The organism is Aureimonas phyllosphaerae (genome assembly GCF_900113065.1).
Lineage (GTDB): Bacteria > Pseudomonadota > Alphaproteobacteria > Rhizobiales > Rhizobiaceae > Aureimonas > Aureimonas phyllosphaerae.
Genome location: NZ_FOOA01000006.1, coordinates 142,302 through 155,988 on the forward strand (window position 1 = coordinate 142,302; position 13,687 = coordinate 155,988).

General features: G+C 70.8%; 12 protein-coding genes. 3 read left to right on the top strand and 9 right to left on the bottom strand.

The features are described from left to right. Nucleotides 1-18: 18 nt before the first annotated feature. Nucleotides 19-2,019: an AI-2E family transporter gene (locus BM175_RS10015; RefSeq protein ID WP_244545952.1), complete on the bottom strand. Its 2,001-nt coding sequence runs from the start codon at nt 2,017-2,019 to the stop codon at nt 19-21. Nucleotides 2,020-2,246: 227 nt separating this feature from the next. Between BM175_RS10015 and BM175_RS10020 the strand changes: the two genes are divergently transcribed. Then, complete coding sequence (locus tag BM175_RS10020) at nt 2,247-2,426, top strand: hypothetical protein (RefSeq protein ID WP_055890487.1); 180 nt, start codon at nt 2,247-2,249, stop codon at nt 2,424-2,426. An 86-nt stretch (nt 2,427-2,512) separates the two neighbouring features. Here the strand turns inward: BM175_RS10020 and BM175_RS10025 are convergent, their stop codons facing one another. The 5 genes from BM175_RS10025 to BM175_RS10045 all read right to left on the bottom strand — a co-directional run bounded on the left by BM175_RS10025 (nt 2,513) and on the right by BM175_RS10045 (nt 9,022). Continuing rightward, nucleotides 2,513-4,123: a tripartite tricarboxylate transporter permease gene (locus BM175_RS10025; protein ID WP_090962635.1), complete on the bottom strand. Its 1,611-nt coding sequence runs from the start codon at nt 4,121-4,123 to the stop codon at nt 2,513-2,515. A gap of 98 nt (nt 4,124-4,221) precedes the next feature. Next, nucleotides 4,222-4,710 (bottom strand): tripartite tricarboxylate transporter TctB family protein, encoded by a 489-nt coding sequence (locus tag BM175_RS10030; RefSeq protein ID WP_090962638.1) that lies wholly within the window; start codon nt 4,708-4,710, stop codon nt 4,222-4,224. Next, nucleotides 4,710-5,660, bottom strand: coding sequence for a Bug family tripartite tricarboxylate transporter substrate binding protein (locus tag BM175_RS10035; RefSeq protein ID WP_090962641.1), 951 nt, complete (start codon nt 5,658-5,660; stop codon nt 4,710-4,712). The genes BM175_RS10030 and BM175_RS10035 overlap by 1 nt, the downstream gene beginning before the upstream one ends. A gap of 244 nt (nt 5,661-5,904) precedes the next feature. Further along, a complete protein-coding gene (locus BM175_RS10040) occupies nt 5,905-8,358 on the bottom strand; it encodes a sensor histidine kinase (protein ID WP_090962771.1) in 2,454 nt (817 codons plus the stop codon). Continuing rightward, nucleotides 8,348-9,022 carry a response regulator transcription factor gene (locus BM175_RS10045; RefSeq protein WP_090962644.1) on the bottom strand — a complete coding sequence of 225 codons (675 nt, stop codon included), beginning with the start codon at nt 9,020-9,022 and terminating at the stop codon, nt 8,348-8,350. Before BM175_RS10045 ends, BM175_RS10040 begins: the two co-directional genes overlap by 11 nt. A 180-nt stretch (nt 9,023-9,202) precedes the next feature. On the opposite strand from BM175_RS10045, the gene BM175_RS10050 reads away from it, so the two are divergent. Beyond that, nucleotides 9,203-10,534 carry an NAD(P)H-dependent oxidoreductase gene (locus tag BM175_RS10050; RefSeq protein WP_090962647.1) on the top strand — a complete coding sequence of 444 codons (1,332 nt, stop codon included), beginning with the start codon at nt 9,203-9,205 and terminating at the stop codon, nt 10,532-10,534. A 22-nt stretch (nt 10,535-10,556) separates the two neighbouring features. Then, a complete protein-coding gene (locus BM175_RS10055) occupies nt 10,557-11,057 on the top strand; it encodes a lysozyme inhibitor LprI family protein (RefSeq protein ID WP_090962650.1) in 501 nt (166 codons plus the stop codon). A 60-nt stretch (nt 11,058-11,117) separates the two neighbouring features. On the opposite strand, the gene BM175_RS22380 is transcribed toward BM175_RS10055, so the two are convergent. Genes BM175_RS22380 through exbB form a run of 3 tightly spaced genes read right to left on the bottom strand, consistent with a single transcriptional unit; the run spans nt 11,118 to nt 13,553 of the window. After that, on the bottom strand, nt 11,118-12,065 hold the full coding sequence (locus BM175_RS22380; RefSeq protein WP_139224602.1) for an energy transducer TonB family protein: 948 nt from the start codon (nt 12,063-12,065) through the stop codon (nt 11,118-11,120). Next, nucleotides 12,062-12,517 (bottom strand): TonB system transport protein ExbD, encoded by a 456-nt coding sequence (gene exbD, locus BM175_RS10065; protein WP_090962654.1) that lies wholly within the window; start codon nt 12,515-12,517, stop codon nt 12,062-12,064. Before exbD ends, BM175_RS22380 begins: the two co-directional genes overlap by 4 nt. A 4-nt stretch (nt 12,518-12,521) precedes the next feature. Next, a complete protein-coding gene (gene exbB / locus BM175_RS10070) occupies nt 12,522-13,553 on the bottom strand; it encodes a tonB-system energizer ExbB (protein ID WP_175526817.1) in 1,032 nt (343 codons plus the stop codon). Nucleotides 13,554-13,687: the final 134 nt, after the last annotated feature.

Sequence of the window (13,687 nt, forward strand, 5' to 3'; positions counted from 1 at the left end):
TGCTGTGGGCGGCCTCAGTCATACTGCTTCGACGGCGGCCTCGACCTTGGTCTCGTCGGTCACGTTGGGGGCGGCGTGCGTCTCCGGCGCCGGCACGTGCATCGCCTGACCGGACATGTCGAGCGCGGCGGCGAGCGCTCCGTTCAGCGTCGTCACCAGAGCGTCGGCATGGACGCGGCGCTTCAGTTCCTGCAGCATCGCCGGGTCGCGCTGACGCCAGATGCCGATCAGAATGCGCGCGCGCGGTGCGAAACGGTGAACGCGCCGAACGGCCTGCCTCAGGTGCACCGTGGACAGGGGCTCCACGAAGGACAGGCAGACCAGCGCGACGCCCTTGGCATCCTCGCGGCTCGGCGGGTTCTGGATCAGCGAGGCGAGGCTGACCGCCTCCGCCCGAAGACCGTGGCGGGTGAGGACCTGCGCGAGCATGGCGGTGACGGCGCCGTCGAGCGCGTTCGAGCCGGACAGGCAGACGACGGGCCGGTCGCCGCGCCAGGCCGGCGCCAGATCCTGCTGGCGCTGGACGATGCGCGTGACCTCCTGATCGGGACCCGCCGCATCGACGGCCGCGGCGGCTTCCGCCGACATCGCCTTCTTGCCGCGCCGGCCGCCGAGGGCCGAGGTTCGCACGGACTTCAAGCCTTCGACGAGTTCGAGCGTCGAGCGCTGGAGCGTTTCCAGCCGCTCGCCTTCGACCGCAAAGCGCGCGACGTCCTCATGGGCTATGCGCAGCCCCTCGAGCGCCACCTCGTCGTAATAGGTCGCAAGCTCGCGCTGGCGCAGGAAGTCGTGCGCCTGGTCGATCGCCTCGTCGGGCGCGCCGGCCAGCATGCGTTGGTAGAAGATCTGCGGCGGCGACAGCGCTGGCCGGTCGCCGAACATGACGTCGATGAAGGCAAGGCGCGGCACGTGCCGGCCCATGACCACGAGACAGATGGTCAGGGGGGTGGCGAGGATCAGGCCGACCGGTCCCCAGAGGAAGGCCCAGATCGTCGCGGCGAGCAGGATGGCGACCGGCGACAGGCCGGTCGAATGCCCGTAGAGCACCGGCTCCACGACGTTGGAAAGGATCGTTTCGGCGCCGAGATAGAGGACGGCGGTCCAGATCACCATCGACCAGCCGGGATCGACCGCGAAGGCGAGCAGCATCGGCAGGCCCGCGCCGACGAAGCCGCCGACATATGGGATGAAGCGCAGGATGCCGCCGAGAATGCCCCAGAGCGCCGGGCTCGGCACGCCGAGGAGCCAGAGGCCGAGCGCCGTCACGACGCCGAAGGCGGCGTTCACGCCGAGCTGGAACAGGAGGAGCTTCGACAGGCGGCGCGCGGCGTCGTCGATCGCGGCCGTGGTCTGCTGGAGATCGTCGGTGCCGGCGAGGCGGATGAAACGGTTCCGGAGATCCTCGCGCTGCAGGAGAATGAAGATCGCGAAGATGATCACGACGCCGAAGGTCGCAAGCGGCTGGAGGAGCGGCAGGGCGATGGCACCGATCGTGTCGAAGAGGGAGGTCTCGTTCTCGACCGTCACCGGGATCGGGCGCGGCGCGGGGGGGCCGTCGGCGCCGTTGCCCCGCGTCGTCTCGGCGGGCGCCGCGAGGTGCTGGATGTCGGCCGCCATCTCCTCGAGCGCGACGGCGGCCCGGCTGAACGGGCCGTTGCCGCTGGCCTGCGCGGAGGCCGACAGCGATTGCAGTTTCTCCTGGACCGTCAGGCGGTAGGATGGGATCTCGCCGACCAGCGAGGTGATCTGCAGCGCGATGATGAAGCCGAGGGCCACGATGGCGACGGTGGCGGCGAGGATCGCGCCCGAGATCGCCAGCATGCGTGGCACGCGGCGGCGCTGCAGCCCGATCACGATCGGGGCGAGGATGAAGGCGAGGAGAATGCCGAGGGCGAAGGGCACGAAGATCTCGCGCCCGAGCGTCAGAATCGCGGCGATCGACAGCGTCAGGACGCCGATCGCCAGCGCCGTGAACAAGGGCAAGGCGCGACGCAGCATCTGCGAAGTGACGATATCCAACGCTTCACGCTCCCCAGCCGCGCCGGACCCGTGCGACGCGAACCGTGAGGAATGCCGCGTCTCTCGATAGGTTCCCGCCTCCCACTCTAATCGGTTTAGAATGGCTGACGGCCCCGATATGCGAAAATCGCATGGCTGACGCGCCGAATCGACGCTTCAAGTCCGGAGGGCGAAGGCCCATCTTCTGGTCATCGAAACGAGACAGACACCTTGAAAGGACGACCTCGATGACCCCCCGCAACAACCGCACGCGCTCCTTCGGCCAGCGGATCCGCAGCATGACCGAAGCTTTCGGTGGCATCGCTGCATGCGCGGCGGCGGCCGAGGCCGGCAAGCGTCCCTCGCGCGCGGCCCTCAAGGCTGCCGGCATCGAGCCGAACGCCTTCGACGAGATCAAGCTCGGCTGACGGCCGAAACCTTAACGACCCATGCATGAAAAGGGCGGCTTCCTCGCGGAAGCCGCCCTTTTTCGTTCGCTCCGTGCGAGGCCCGGTCAGTCCTCGTCGGCCGCCATCTGCGACAGGATCTGGCCGCGACCGCGAGCGCGCAGGATCATCGGCACCACGAGGGCGAGCACCGCGAGCGTCAGGAGCGCGACGGCGAGCCAGGAGTGGACGAGGATCGTCGGATCGCCCTGGCTGATGGCGAGCGCGCGGCGCAGTTGCTGCTCGGCCATCGGCCCGAGGATCAGGCCGACCACGACGGGAGCGATCGGATAGCCGAAGCGGCGCAGCATGTAGCCCATCAGGCCGAAGAGCAGCAGCATGCCGAGCTCGACCGGCGAGGGGTTGGCGCCGATGCAGCCGAGCGTCGCGAAGACGAGGATGCCGGCATAGAGCCAGGGGCGGGGGATCGTGAGGAGCCGCACCCAGAGGCCGATCAGCGGCAGGTTCAGCACCACCAGCATCAGGTTGGCGATGAGGAGGCTGGCGACGAGGCCCCAGACGATCTGCGGCGAGGTGATGAAGAGGAGCGGGCCCGGCTGGAGGCCGAACTGCTGGAAGGCGGCCAGCATGATCGCGGCGGTCGCCGAGGTCGGCAGGCCGAGCGTCAGGAGCGGCACGAGCGTCCCGGCGGCCGAGGCATTGTTGGCGGCCTCGGGACCCGCGACGCCCTCGATCGCGCCGTTGCCGAACTCTTCCGGGTATTTCGTGAGGTTCTTCTCCATCGAATAGGAGAGGAAGGTGCCGATCTCGGCGCCGCCGGCCGGCATCGCGCCGATCGGGAAGCCGACCGCGGTGCCGCGCAGCCACGGCTTCCACGAGCGCTTCCAGTCCTCCTTGGTCATCCAGAGCGAACCCTTCACCGCCTCGATCGTGTCGGGCGTGCGGGTCGCGGCGGCCGCCACCACGAGGCACTCGCCGATGGCGAACAGCGCGACGGCGAGCGTCGTCACCTCGATGCCGTCGAGGAGGTTGGCCGAGATGCCGCCGAAGAAGCTGGCGAGCGCGGCCCAGAGCCCGTGCATGGAGGCGGCGGGGTCGGCGGCCATGCCCTGGAAAACTTGAGCGATCGGGGTCAGCGTCAGGCGCGCCTGGCCGGTCTGGAGGTCGATGCCGACAAGGCCGAGCGTCAGGCCGACGACGAGCGCCGTCAGGCCGCGCAGCGCCGAATCGCCGAAGGCCGCCGAGACGGTGACGAAGGCGAGCAGCATCAGCGCGAAGTATTCGGCGGGGCCGAACGAGAGCGCAAAGGAGACGATGACGGGCGCGAGGAAGGCGAGGCCGAGCGTCGCGATCAGGCCGGCCACGAAGGAGCCGATCGCGGCCGTCGCGAGAGCCGGTCCGCCGCGGCCCTTGCGGGCCATCTTGTTGCCCTCGAGCGCCGTGATGATCGAGGCGCTTTCGCCCGGCGTGTTGAGGAGGATCGAGGTCGTCGACCCGCCGTACATGCCGCCGTAGTAGATGCCCGCGAACATGATGAGCGAGCCCGCGGCATCGAGCTGGTAGGTGACCGGCAGGAGCAGCGCGACGGTGAGCGCCGGCCCGATGCCCGGCAGGACGCCGACCGCGGTGCCGAGCGTCACGCCGATCAGCGCGTAGAGGAGGTTCATCGGCTGGGCGGCGGTCGCCAGGCCCTGACCGAGAAGCGCGAAGGTATCCATCGCTGGCAACCCATGGTTCGAGCGGGCGCGGGCCGATCCGTCGGGAGGCGCGCGCTGGAGGGGAGAAGCCTTCGGCGCCGGGCCGGAGGCGAAGAGGCTCAGCCGAACAGGCGTTCCAGCGGGCCGGCCGGCAGTGCGAGGTTCAGGACCTTCGTGAACATCAGCCAGATCGCGAGGCTCAGGAGGATGCCGACCGGGATCGACACGTAGAGCTTGCGCTTGCCGAAGGCCCGCGCGGTCGCCGCGAAGAGGAGGCCCGTGGCGATCGAGAAGCCGGCGGTGGTCAGGAGCAGGAGCTGGGCCGCCAGCCCGCCGACGATCCAGACGATCGGGGCGAACTCGTCATGGTCGCGCTCGGGAAAGTCGCCGCGCCACGCCTCGACCATGGTCCAGCCGGACAGGCCGAGGAGCGCGAACCCGATCAGGGTCGGAAAGGTCGCCGGCCCGATGCGGGCATAGGCGCCGCCGCCGATCTGGCTGGCGTCGAGCAGCACGAGGAGGCCGATGATCCCCAGCCCCAAGCCGATGGCAAACGCCGCCCGGTCGGGGCGGCGTTCGGTCGGCACGTGGTCCGACGGGGCGCTCATTACTGGACGAGGCCGATCGCGGTGAGGACTTCCTTGGTGTCCTCAATGTTCTTGGCGAGCTCGGTCTTGAAGGCGTCGCCGGCGAGGAACGTGTTCTGCCAGTTGTTGCGCTCGAGGACCGCCTTCCATTCGGGGCTGTCGACCATCTTCTGCATGTTGGCGATGGTGGCGGCCTGCTCGTCGGCCGTGAGGCCCGGCGCGCCGGCGACCATACGCCAGTTCTGCAGCTCCATGTCGATGCCGGCTTCCTTCAGCGTCGGCGCCTCGGAGCCCGGCACCCGCTGGCCGCCCGTCGTGGCGAGAAGACGGAGCGTGCCGGCCTTCACTTGGCTCTCGAACTCGCCGTAGCCGGAGATGCCGGCCGCGACCTGCTGGCCGAGGATGGCCGCGAGGGCCTCGCCGCCGCCGGAGAACGCGATGTAGTTGATCGCCTTCGGGTCGGCGCCGACGGCCTGCGCGAGGAGGCCGGCCGCGATGTGGTCGGTGCCGCCGGCCGAGCCGCCGGCGATCGCCACGGCGCCTGGGTTCTCCTTCATCGCCTTCGCGAGGTCGGCGATGGTCTGGTAGGGCGAGGACGCCGGGACCACGATGGCCTCGTCCTCGCCGGTGAGGCGGGCAAGCGGCGTCACCTGGTCGAGCGTGACCGGCGACTTGTTGGTGAGGATCGCGCCGACCATCACGTAGCCGCCGACGAGCAGCGCGTTCGGGTTGCCGGACTTCGTCGAGACGAACTGCGCGAGACCGATCGTGCCGCCGGCGCCCGGAACGTTGACGACCTGCACGTTGCTGGCGAGCTTGGTCTCCTGCAGGACGTTCTGCATGGCGCGGGCGGTCTGGTCCCAGCCGCCGCCGGGCGAGGCCGGGGCCATGATCTCGTAGGCGGGCGCCTGGGCGAAGGCGCTGGTGGAGACGAGAAGCGCGGCGAGCGCGCCGAAGATGATCGACTTCATGGCTGGATCCTCCCTGGTGGCGACGCTTCCATCGCGTCGTCCTGCAAAACCTTCACGATGGTCGCGGGGAGAGTGGCGGCGCGCGTCGGCTGCCCAGAAAGACCGTCTTGCCCCTCCAGGCCGTCCGGTCGATGGGCGAGAGCTTCTTGAAAGCCCGCCCACGGTCGCATCCAGCCTCCCCGGCCGTCTGGAAACATCCTAACAAAGGGTTCCTGTCAAAAACCTGTCACGAAGCCAGCCTGCCTTATTGCGGTGCAACGATCTCCATCCAGGTGTCCAGAAACCGGGCACGGCGCTGGCGGTCGAGCCCGACGAGGAGGGAGGGGCCGAGCGGCACCGGTTGCACGGCACCGCGACCGCGCGCCGCGATGCGCTCGGCCGTCCAGCTTCCTTGCGTCCCCGGCACCACGGCGCCGAGTGCGGCGGGACCGGCAAGGATCGACTGGCCTTCGTCGGACAGCGCGAACTCGAGGAAGGCTTCGCCGAGATCGGCGCGCTGCGCCCCGACCGGCACGAACATCGAGCGGGTCACGACGAGCACGTAGTCGTCGGGCACCACGATGCCGATGCGCGCGCCCGCCGCCTGGCGCGCAAAGGCGTAGGAGCCGAGGACGTTGTAGCCGAGCGCGAGATCGCCGCGCTCGATGCCATCGAGGATCGCAGGGCTCGCCCCGGACAGGCGCACACCCGCTCGGCCGAAGGCGCTGGCGAGGCGCCAGAAATAGGACGATACCGACTGGTCCTGCGCTGCCAGCATGTAGCCGACGCCCGAGCGCGCGACGTCGTAGGTGGCGATCTTGCCGGCGAGCCGCACGGCCTGCTTTTCGAGAAGCTCGGCGAGTTCCAGATGGCTGCGCGGCACCTCGTTCTCGGCGAGGATGTCGGGATTGTAGACGATCACCGCCGGCTCGAAGGAGAAGCCGAACAGCTCGGAGCGCCACTGCGCCCAGCCGGGGAGATTGGCAGCGCCCGCAAGGTTCAAGGGCTGCGCGAAGCCGTCGTTGACGAGCTTGACCTGAAGGTCGGAGGCCGAGCTGATCATCACGTCCGGCGGCGGGCGGGATCCGGAGGCGAAGGCTTCGAAGATGGCGAGCGTCTCGCCCTCCTCGTAGGTGACGGTGACGTCGGGCCGGAGCGCCTGGAAGCCGCGCACGAGATGGGCGAAAAGGCCCGTGTCGGTGGCGCCGAGGATCTGGAGGCGCGTCTCGCCGGAGCCGTCCGGCGCGGGGTAGACGACTTCGGTGGCGCCCGCGCCGCCCGCCGGCAGCAGGAGAAGCGCCAGAAGCGCCAGCGAGGCGAGCGCCTTGACGCCCTGCGAAGGCGAGCGGACCGGAACGCGCGGCAGCACGAGCCGGACGAGCAGCCCGCCGCCCGGCCGGTCCTGGAGGTCGATGCGTCCGCGCTGGGCCTCGACCGCGCGGCGCACGATCGCAAGGCCAAGCCCCGAGCCGTTGGTGCCGCTCGATGCCGCGCCGCGCCGGAAGCGCTGGAACACCGCCTCGCGCTCTTCGATCGCGATCCCCGGACCCCGGTCAGCGACGTCGATCCCGACCGATCCGTCGGCGCGCGCCGCGACCGCGATCTCCACCGGGCCGCGGCTGTAGGTGAGGGCGTTGTCGACGAGGTTGCGGAGCATCTCGCGCAGGACCACGCGGTCGGCCCCGAGCGTGGCCTCGGCCATGCCGGGCGCGATCGAGACGCGCACGCGGTCGGCGGTGTCGGGGTCGAGCCGGCGCACGACCTCGTTCACCACGGCGCCGACCGGCGTCGCGCCCGCCGGCGTGGTGTCGAGCCGGTGCGAGATCGTCGCGTCCATCAGGAGCTGGGAGACGAGCTGGCTCGCCTGCACCGCCTCGTCGTGGATGCGCGCGACTTGGGTGCGCAGCGCCTCGGGGTCGCTCTCGCCGCGCGCCACCTCGGCCTGGAGGCGCAGCGAGGCGAGCGGCGTGCGCACCTCGTGTGCGGCTTCGGCGACGAGGGCCTCCAGGCGCTCGCGCGCCAGCGCCAGCCGGCCCATGAAATCGTTCAGCGCCCCGACCAACTGCACGGCCTCCTGCGGCACCGGCAGGTCGACGGGCGACAGGTTTTCCGGGGCGCGGGCGCGCAGGTGCCGCTCCAGCGACAGGAGCGGGCGGAAGGCGCGGCCGATGCCGAACCACAGGATCACCAGCGCCAGGAGGAGGAGCGCCACCACCGGCAGGAGCGCGTTCTGGAAGATCTCGCGGGCGAGCGCGCGCCGCTCACCGAGCGTTTCGGCGACGCGCACCGTCGCCCAGCCCGTGCCGGACGCGGTCGAGACGAGCCGCCCGGCGCTCGCCACGCGCACCGGCTCGCCGCGGTAGACGGCGTCGGCGAAGGTCGGCTCGCTGTCGTCCTCGGGGACGAGGCCCTCCGACAGGTCGGGATAGCCGGTGACGTTGGTGCCGTCCGGCGCTTCCACCGCGTAGAAGATGCGGTCGCGGCCGGAGAACATCGAGAAGGAGGCGAGCGGCAGTTCCACCGTCACCTCGCCCTCCTCGAGCTGGACGGCGCCCGCGATGATGAGAGCCGAGGCGCCGAGCAGGCTGTCGAAGGCGCGCTCGGACGCCCGCTCGGCATAGTCGCGGATGAAGGCGACGAGGACGAAGGCGGCGAGCAGCAGAAGAAGTGTCGCGGCGACCAGCACGCGACGCCGGATCGAGACCGTCCTATCCGCCATCGCGCACCCGCGCGACATAGCCGGACCCGCGCACCGTCGCGATCTCCAGGGCCGAGCCCTCCAGCTTGCGGCGCAGGCGCGAGACGTAGAGTTCGAGCGCGTTGATCGAGACCGCCTCGTCGAAGGAGAAGAGCTGCGCCATCAGCTGCTCCTTGCCGACGACGACCCCGGGCCGCGACAGGAGGATCTCGAGCAGGCGGAACTCGCGCCGGCCGATGTCGAGCCGTTCGCCGCCCCGGCTCACCGCGTGGCCGGCGAGATCCACCGTCACGTCGCCGAAGGCCGAGACGCTGGTGGTCTGCCCGGCCGGGCGGCGCAGGAGCGCGCGCAGCCGGGCGTCGAGCTCGCGCAGGTCGAAGGGTTTGGTCAGGTAGTCGTCGGCGCCCTGGTCGAGGAGGCTGACCTTGTCGTCGATTTCGGAGCGCGCCGTCATCACGAGGACGGGGACGCTGGAGCGCGCGCGGCGCAGCTGCGAGATTACCCAGAGCCCGTCGCGGCCGGGCAGCGTGAGGTCGAGGATCACCGCGTCGAACGTGTCGAGCCCGAAGGCCTCCACCGCGTCCTCGGCGCTCTTCACCCACTCCACCGCGTGGCCGGCCCCGCGCAGGTGGCGATTGACGGCATCGCCCAGTCCCTCGTTGTCCTCCACCAGGAGCATGCGCATGAAAGGCCGGTTCCGCCGCTCTAGAAGGTCGCAGAGGTCCGACCATAGGGCCTCGGGCCCTCCTTGGAAACACAAGCGAAGACGTGACGTCGCGGCCGGTTGATTCCCCCGCCGCCCTGCCGCTATCGGTCGGAACCTCCAGCGCCCTCCATGCGGCGCGAATCGCAAAGGCGGGCTTTCATGCACTCCATCGCACGCGTCGGCCTTGCCGCCGATCTCCACGCCTATGCGGACAAGCATGGAGCGGTGACGGTCGGTGTCGCCGGGGCGGGACAGATGGGCATCGACCTCCTCGTCCAGCTGAGGCTGATGCCGGGTGTCCGGCTCGGCGCCGTGTCGACCTCCCGCGCCGCCGAGACGGAGGCCGCGCTCGCCTATGCCGGCTATGCGCCGGAGGAAAGCGCACGGGCCGAGCGCGCCGCCGACGTCGACGCCGCGATCGAGGCGGGCCGCGCGGCGATCGTGCCGGACGCCTCGCTCCTGTGCGAGGCCGGCCGCATCGACGTCGTGGTGGATGCGACGGGCAGCCCGAGCTTCGGCACGACGCTGGCGCTGAAGGCCTTTGCGGCCGGCAAGCACGTCGTGATGCTGAACGTCGAGGCCGATATCGCCGTGGGCCGGCATTTCAACGCCGCGGCGAAGCGGGCGGGCGTCGTCTATACGGGCGCGGCGGGCGACGAGCCGCACGCGACGATCGAGCTGATCGGCCTCGCCCAGTCGCTCGGCCTCGATATCGTGTGCGCTGGCAAGGGCAAGAACAACCCGCTCGACTTCAACGCCGTGCCCGCCGACTACGAGGCCGAAGCGGCCCGGCGCAACATGAACGCACGCATGCTGGTCGAGTTCGTGGACGGATCGAAGACCATGGTCGAGATGGTGGCGATCGCCAACGCCACCGGACTCGTGCCGGACGTTCCGGGCATGCACGGCCCGAACGCCACCGCCGACGACCTCGCGCAGGTGCTCTGCCCGAAGGAGGATGGGGGCATCCTGTCGCGCATGGGCTGCGTCGACTACACGATCGGGCGCGGCGTCGCGCCGGGCGTCTTCTGCGTCGTCAAGGGCCGGCATCCGCGCGTCACCGAGCGCATCGCCGACCTGAAGGTCGGCCCCGGCCCCTGCTTCTCGCTCCTTCGCCCCTTCCACCTCACCTCGATCGAGGTGCCGCTGTCGGCGATCCATGCGGCCGTCCACCGCCGCCCGCACATGGAGCCCCTGGATCGGCCGGTCGCCGAGTGCATCGCCGTCGCCAAGCGCGACCTCGCCCCCGGCGAGCGGCTCGGGCGCATCGGCGAGACGCAGTATCGCGGCTTCGCGATGACTTGGGGGGAAGCGCGCGCGGCCGGCGGCCTGCCGCTCGGCCTCGCCGAGGGCGCCCGCGTGACCGCTCCGATCAGGGCGGGCGAGAAGATCACCTACGCCAACGCCGCCCCCGACGAGAGCCTCGAGATCACCCGCGTGCGCCGCGAGTTGGACGCGGCGGACGAGCGGTTCGTCGGCCGGGTCGCCTGATGTTAAACTCCGAGGTTTCCTCATGACCGTCGTAATGGGCGGTATCGGCCTCCTTCCCACCTTGCGGCAGGCCTCGTTCATGCAAGCCGGGTCCGAACCATCGACCGATGCTACGACGATCGGGACGTGCCTTGCGGGTCACTGGAACAGGCGCGAGCAAGCGACCTGCATCGGCGAGATCGCAACGTCATTCCGGCGCAAAAACTCCAAAGAACCAGTGTCTGTACAAACCTACTTCTGCACGGCGCGGGAGTTGGCGGCGTGGGACGTGGTTCTCAACGAGAACTACGCCGCGCAGCTGCGGAGCATCGAACGCGCCGATGAGCCGGACGGCTCCGTCCGGCGCGATCAGATGGAAGCCCTGCGCACCGCCCAACGTTTGTGGATCCAGTTCCGGGATGCGGAGATGGAGCGGGAGCGCGCCAATTCGCACGGAGCAAACTCGGTGTGGATGACCGCCAACGTCGAGACGGTCGGGCTGGAGATGACGGCGCGCCGCGCCATCGACCTCAGCCTCGACTGACAGGCTTCTGGGCTGGAATCGATGGGCGCCTTTGTGAACTGGGCCGTCCATACGTCGTCATTATCGATAATCGAACGGCAAGGTGATGTCCTTGCTTCTCCCTTCCGGTGGAGGCGGGAAGGGGCTCGCCCGCCGGACGATCGATCGAGCGGCCTCGTCCAGAATCGGGTTGCCGGATGATCGGCTTACCCGGATGCCAGATGCGCTGCCGCTTGCGGTGATTGTAAAGGAGACGACGACCCGTCCGCTCCCGCCACCGCGTGGGGTGCGCTTGAAGCGAACGACACGAGCTTGGACCTGTGCCTCCCAGCGCTTTTCCGCCGAAGCACTCGGCCGCGCGCGCTGACCCTGCGAGGTCTCCGGCGCGGCGCGCGAGGCGCTGGAGGCCGGGGCGGCGGCCTGTCGGCGTTCGGTGCGGGGCCGCTCGCGTTCGCGCGGCCGCTCCACCTCGCGCGGGCGTTCCGGCCTGCGCTCGGCGACCTCTCGCCGCGGCTCGGGCGGGCGAGGTCGGGCGCGCGGGACCGGCGCGTTGATCACGGCTTCCGCCGGCGTCTCGACGGCGGGCGGCGGCTCGGGCTGGGGTTCCGGCGGCGGCTCGGGCAGGGGCTCGGGGTCCACGACCGGGGGTGGCTCCTCCACCGCCGGGGGCGCCTCCTCGACGGGCGGCGGGGGATCGGGTTCGGGGGGCGGCGCAATGGCCTCGGGCGGCGGTGGCTCGGGTTCCGGCTCCGGCGGCAGCGGTTCGGGCGGCGTTTCCTGCGGCTGCTCAGTGGGCTCCGGCGCTTCCACGGCAGGCGCGGCCGGCGGCGCGGCCTCCGGCGGCGCGAGTTCCATCAGGATCGGCGCCTCGGGCGCGCCGGCCGGCGGGGTGGCGATCGGGGGCATCTGCACGAAGAACCAGGCAGCCGCGGCATGGGCGGTGGCGATGCAAAGCATCGCCGTGCCCCAGCGCGCGACGCTCATCGTGGTGGAGCCGCGTTCGAGATCGTCGGGACGGGCGAGCGTCATGGTTGCGGGGCGGCCCCGGCGGCGGGCGCGGCGCCCGTGTTCTCGAGCCCGACCAGCGCGATCTTGAGATAGCCCGCGTCCCGCAGCGCGTTCATCACCTCCATGAGGTCGCCGTAGTCGACGGCGGCATCGGCGCGCAGGAAGATGCGCTCGTCCCGGTTGCCCCCGGTGCGCGCGTCGATCGCCGACCGCAAGGCCTCGCGGGCGATCGCCTCCTCCCCGAGCACGAGGTTCAGGTCGTCCTGCACGGTGAGATAGAGCGGCTCGTCGGTGCGCGGCTGGGGCAGCGCGTTGGAGACGGGAAGGTCCACCGGCACGTCGACCGTGGAAAGCGGCGCGGCCACCATGAAGATGATGAGAAGCACGAGGACGACGTCGATGAAGGGCGTGACGTTGATCTCGGAGACTTCGCCAGAATCGTCGTCGTCGGAGCTTTTCAGGCTGACACCCATCGCGCTACTCCGCCGCTGCGCGGGCGTAAGGGGCCCGCTGCGGGCCGGCGCCGGCCGCGACCTTGGCACGGTCGAGATCGCGCGAGAGATGCTGGAGGACGGCGGCGGAGGCGTCCGACAGGACGGCGCGGTAGCCCGCGATGGCGCGCGCGAAGACGTTGTAGATGATCACCGCGGGGATCGCCGCGACGAGGCCGATCGCGGTGGCGAGCAGCGCCTCGGCGATGCCCGGCGCGACCACGGCGAGGTTGGTGGTGTTGGCCTGGCTGATGCCGATGAACGAGTTCATGATGCCCCAGACCGTGCCGAAGAGGCCGACGAAGGGGGCGGTCGATCCGATCGTGGCGAGGAGCCCCGTGCCGCGCGCCATGCGCCGGCCGGCGCGCGCCTCGATGCGCTGAAGCGCGATCGCGACGCGCTCCTTGACGCCGTCGGCCGGCAGGCCCGCGGAGCGGGCGCGCTCAGTCGCGGCCGTCTGCACCATCGCGGCGACGGGTCCGCGCCGCCAGCCTTCGGCATCCACCGCGTCGGCGGAGGGCAGGCCTTCCGCATCGCCGAGGCGCCGGACGCCCCGGCCCGCGCGCGTCTTGGCGGCGGTGAGCTCCAGCGCCTTGGCGAGCCAGATGGTCCAGGTGACGACGGAGGCGAAGGCCAGGCCGATCATCACCGCCTTAACCACGTAGTCCGCCGCCATGAACATGCCCCAGGGGGACAGGTCGTGGGGGAGCGTGGCGGCGCCGGTGGCGGATGGGGCCTCGCCGGGCGCGATCGAGACGTCGGTGGCCTCGGCCGGCGCTGCCGGGGTCGGCGCGCTCGCCGGCTCTGCGCCGGGTGCGGGGCTGCCGAGCGGCGCGATCGTGCTCGGCTGGCCGGACGGGAAGACGGTGCCGGGCACCTGGTCGGCCGGTGCGGCGGGAACGAGGCTCTGCGCCGGTTCGACCGGTGCGGCCTGCGGTGCCGTAGGCTCGCCTGTCGCCGTCTGCGCCTGCGCATCGCCGGCGAGGAAGGGCAGGGCGAGGAGGGTCGCCAGGATCATGCATCTGCCGGTCCGGCGCTGTGCTGCCGGAGGGACGGTATCGTGTGCCATCGTCGACCTTTTTCGCCGATCGGGCGGGGAGCGCCCGTGCCTCGATGACAGCCGGAGGGAGGGCCAGCTGCCGATCGGCAATA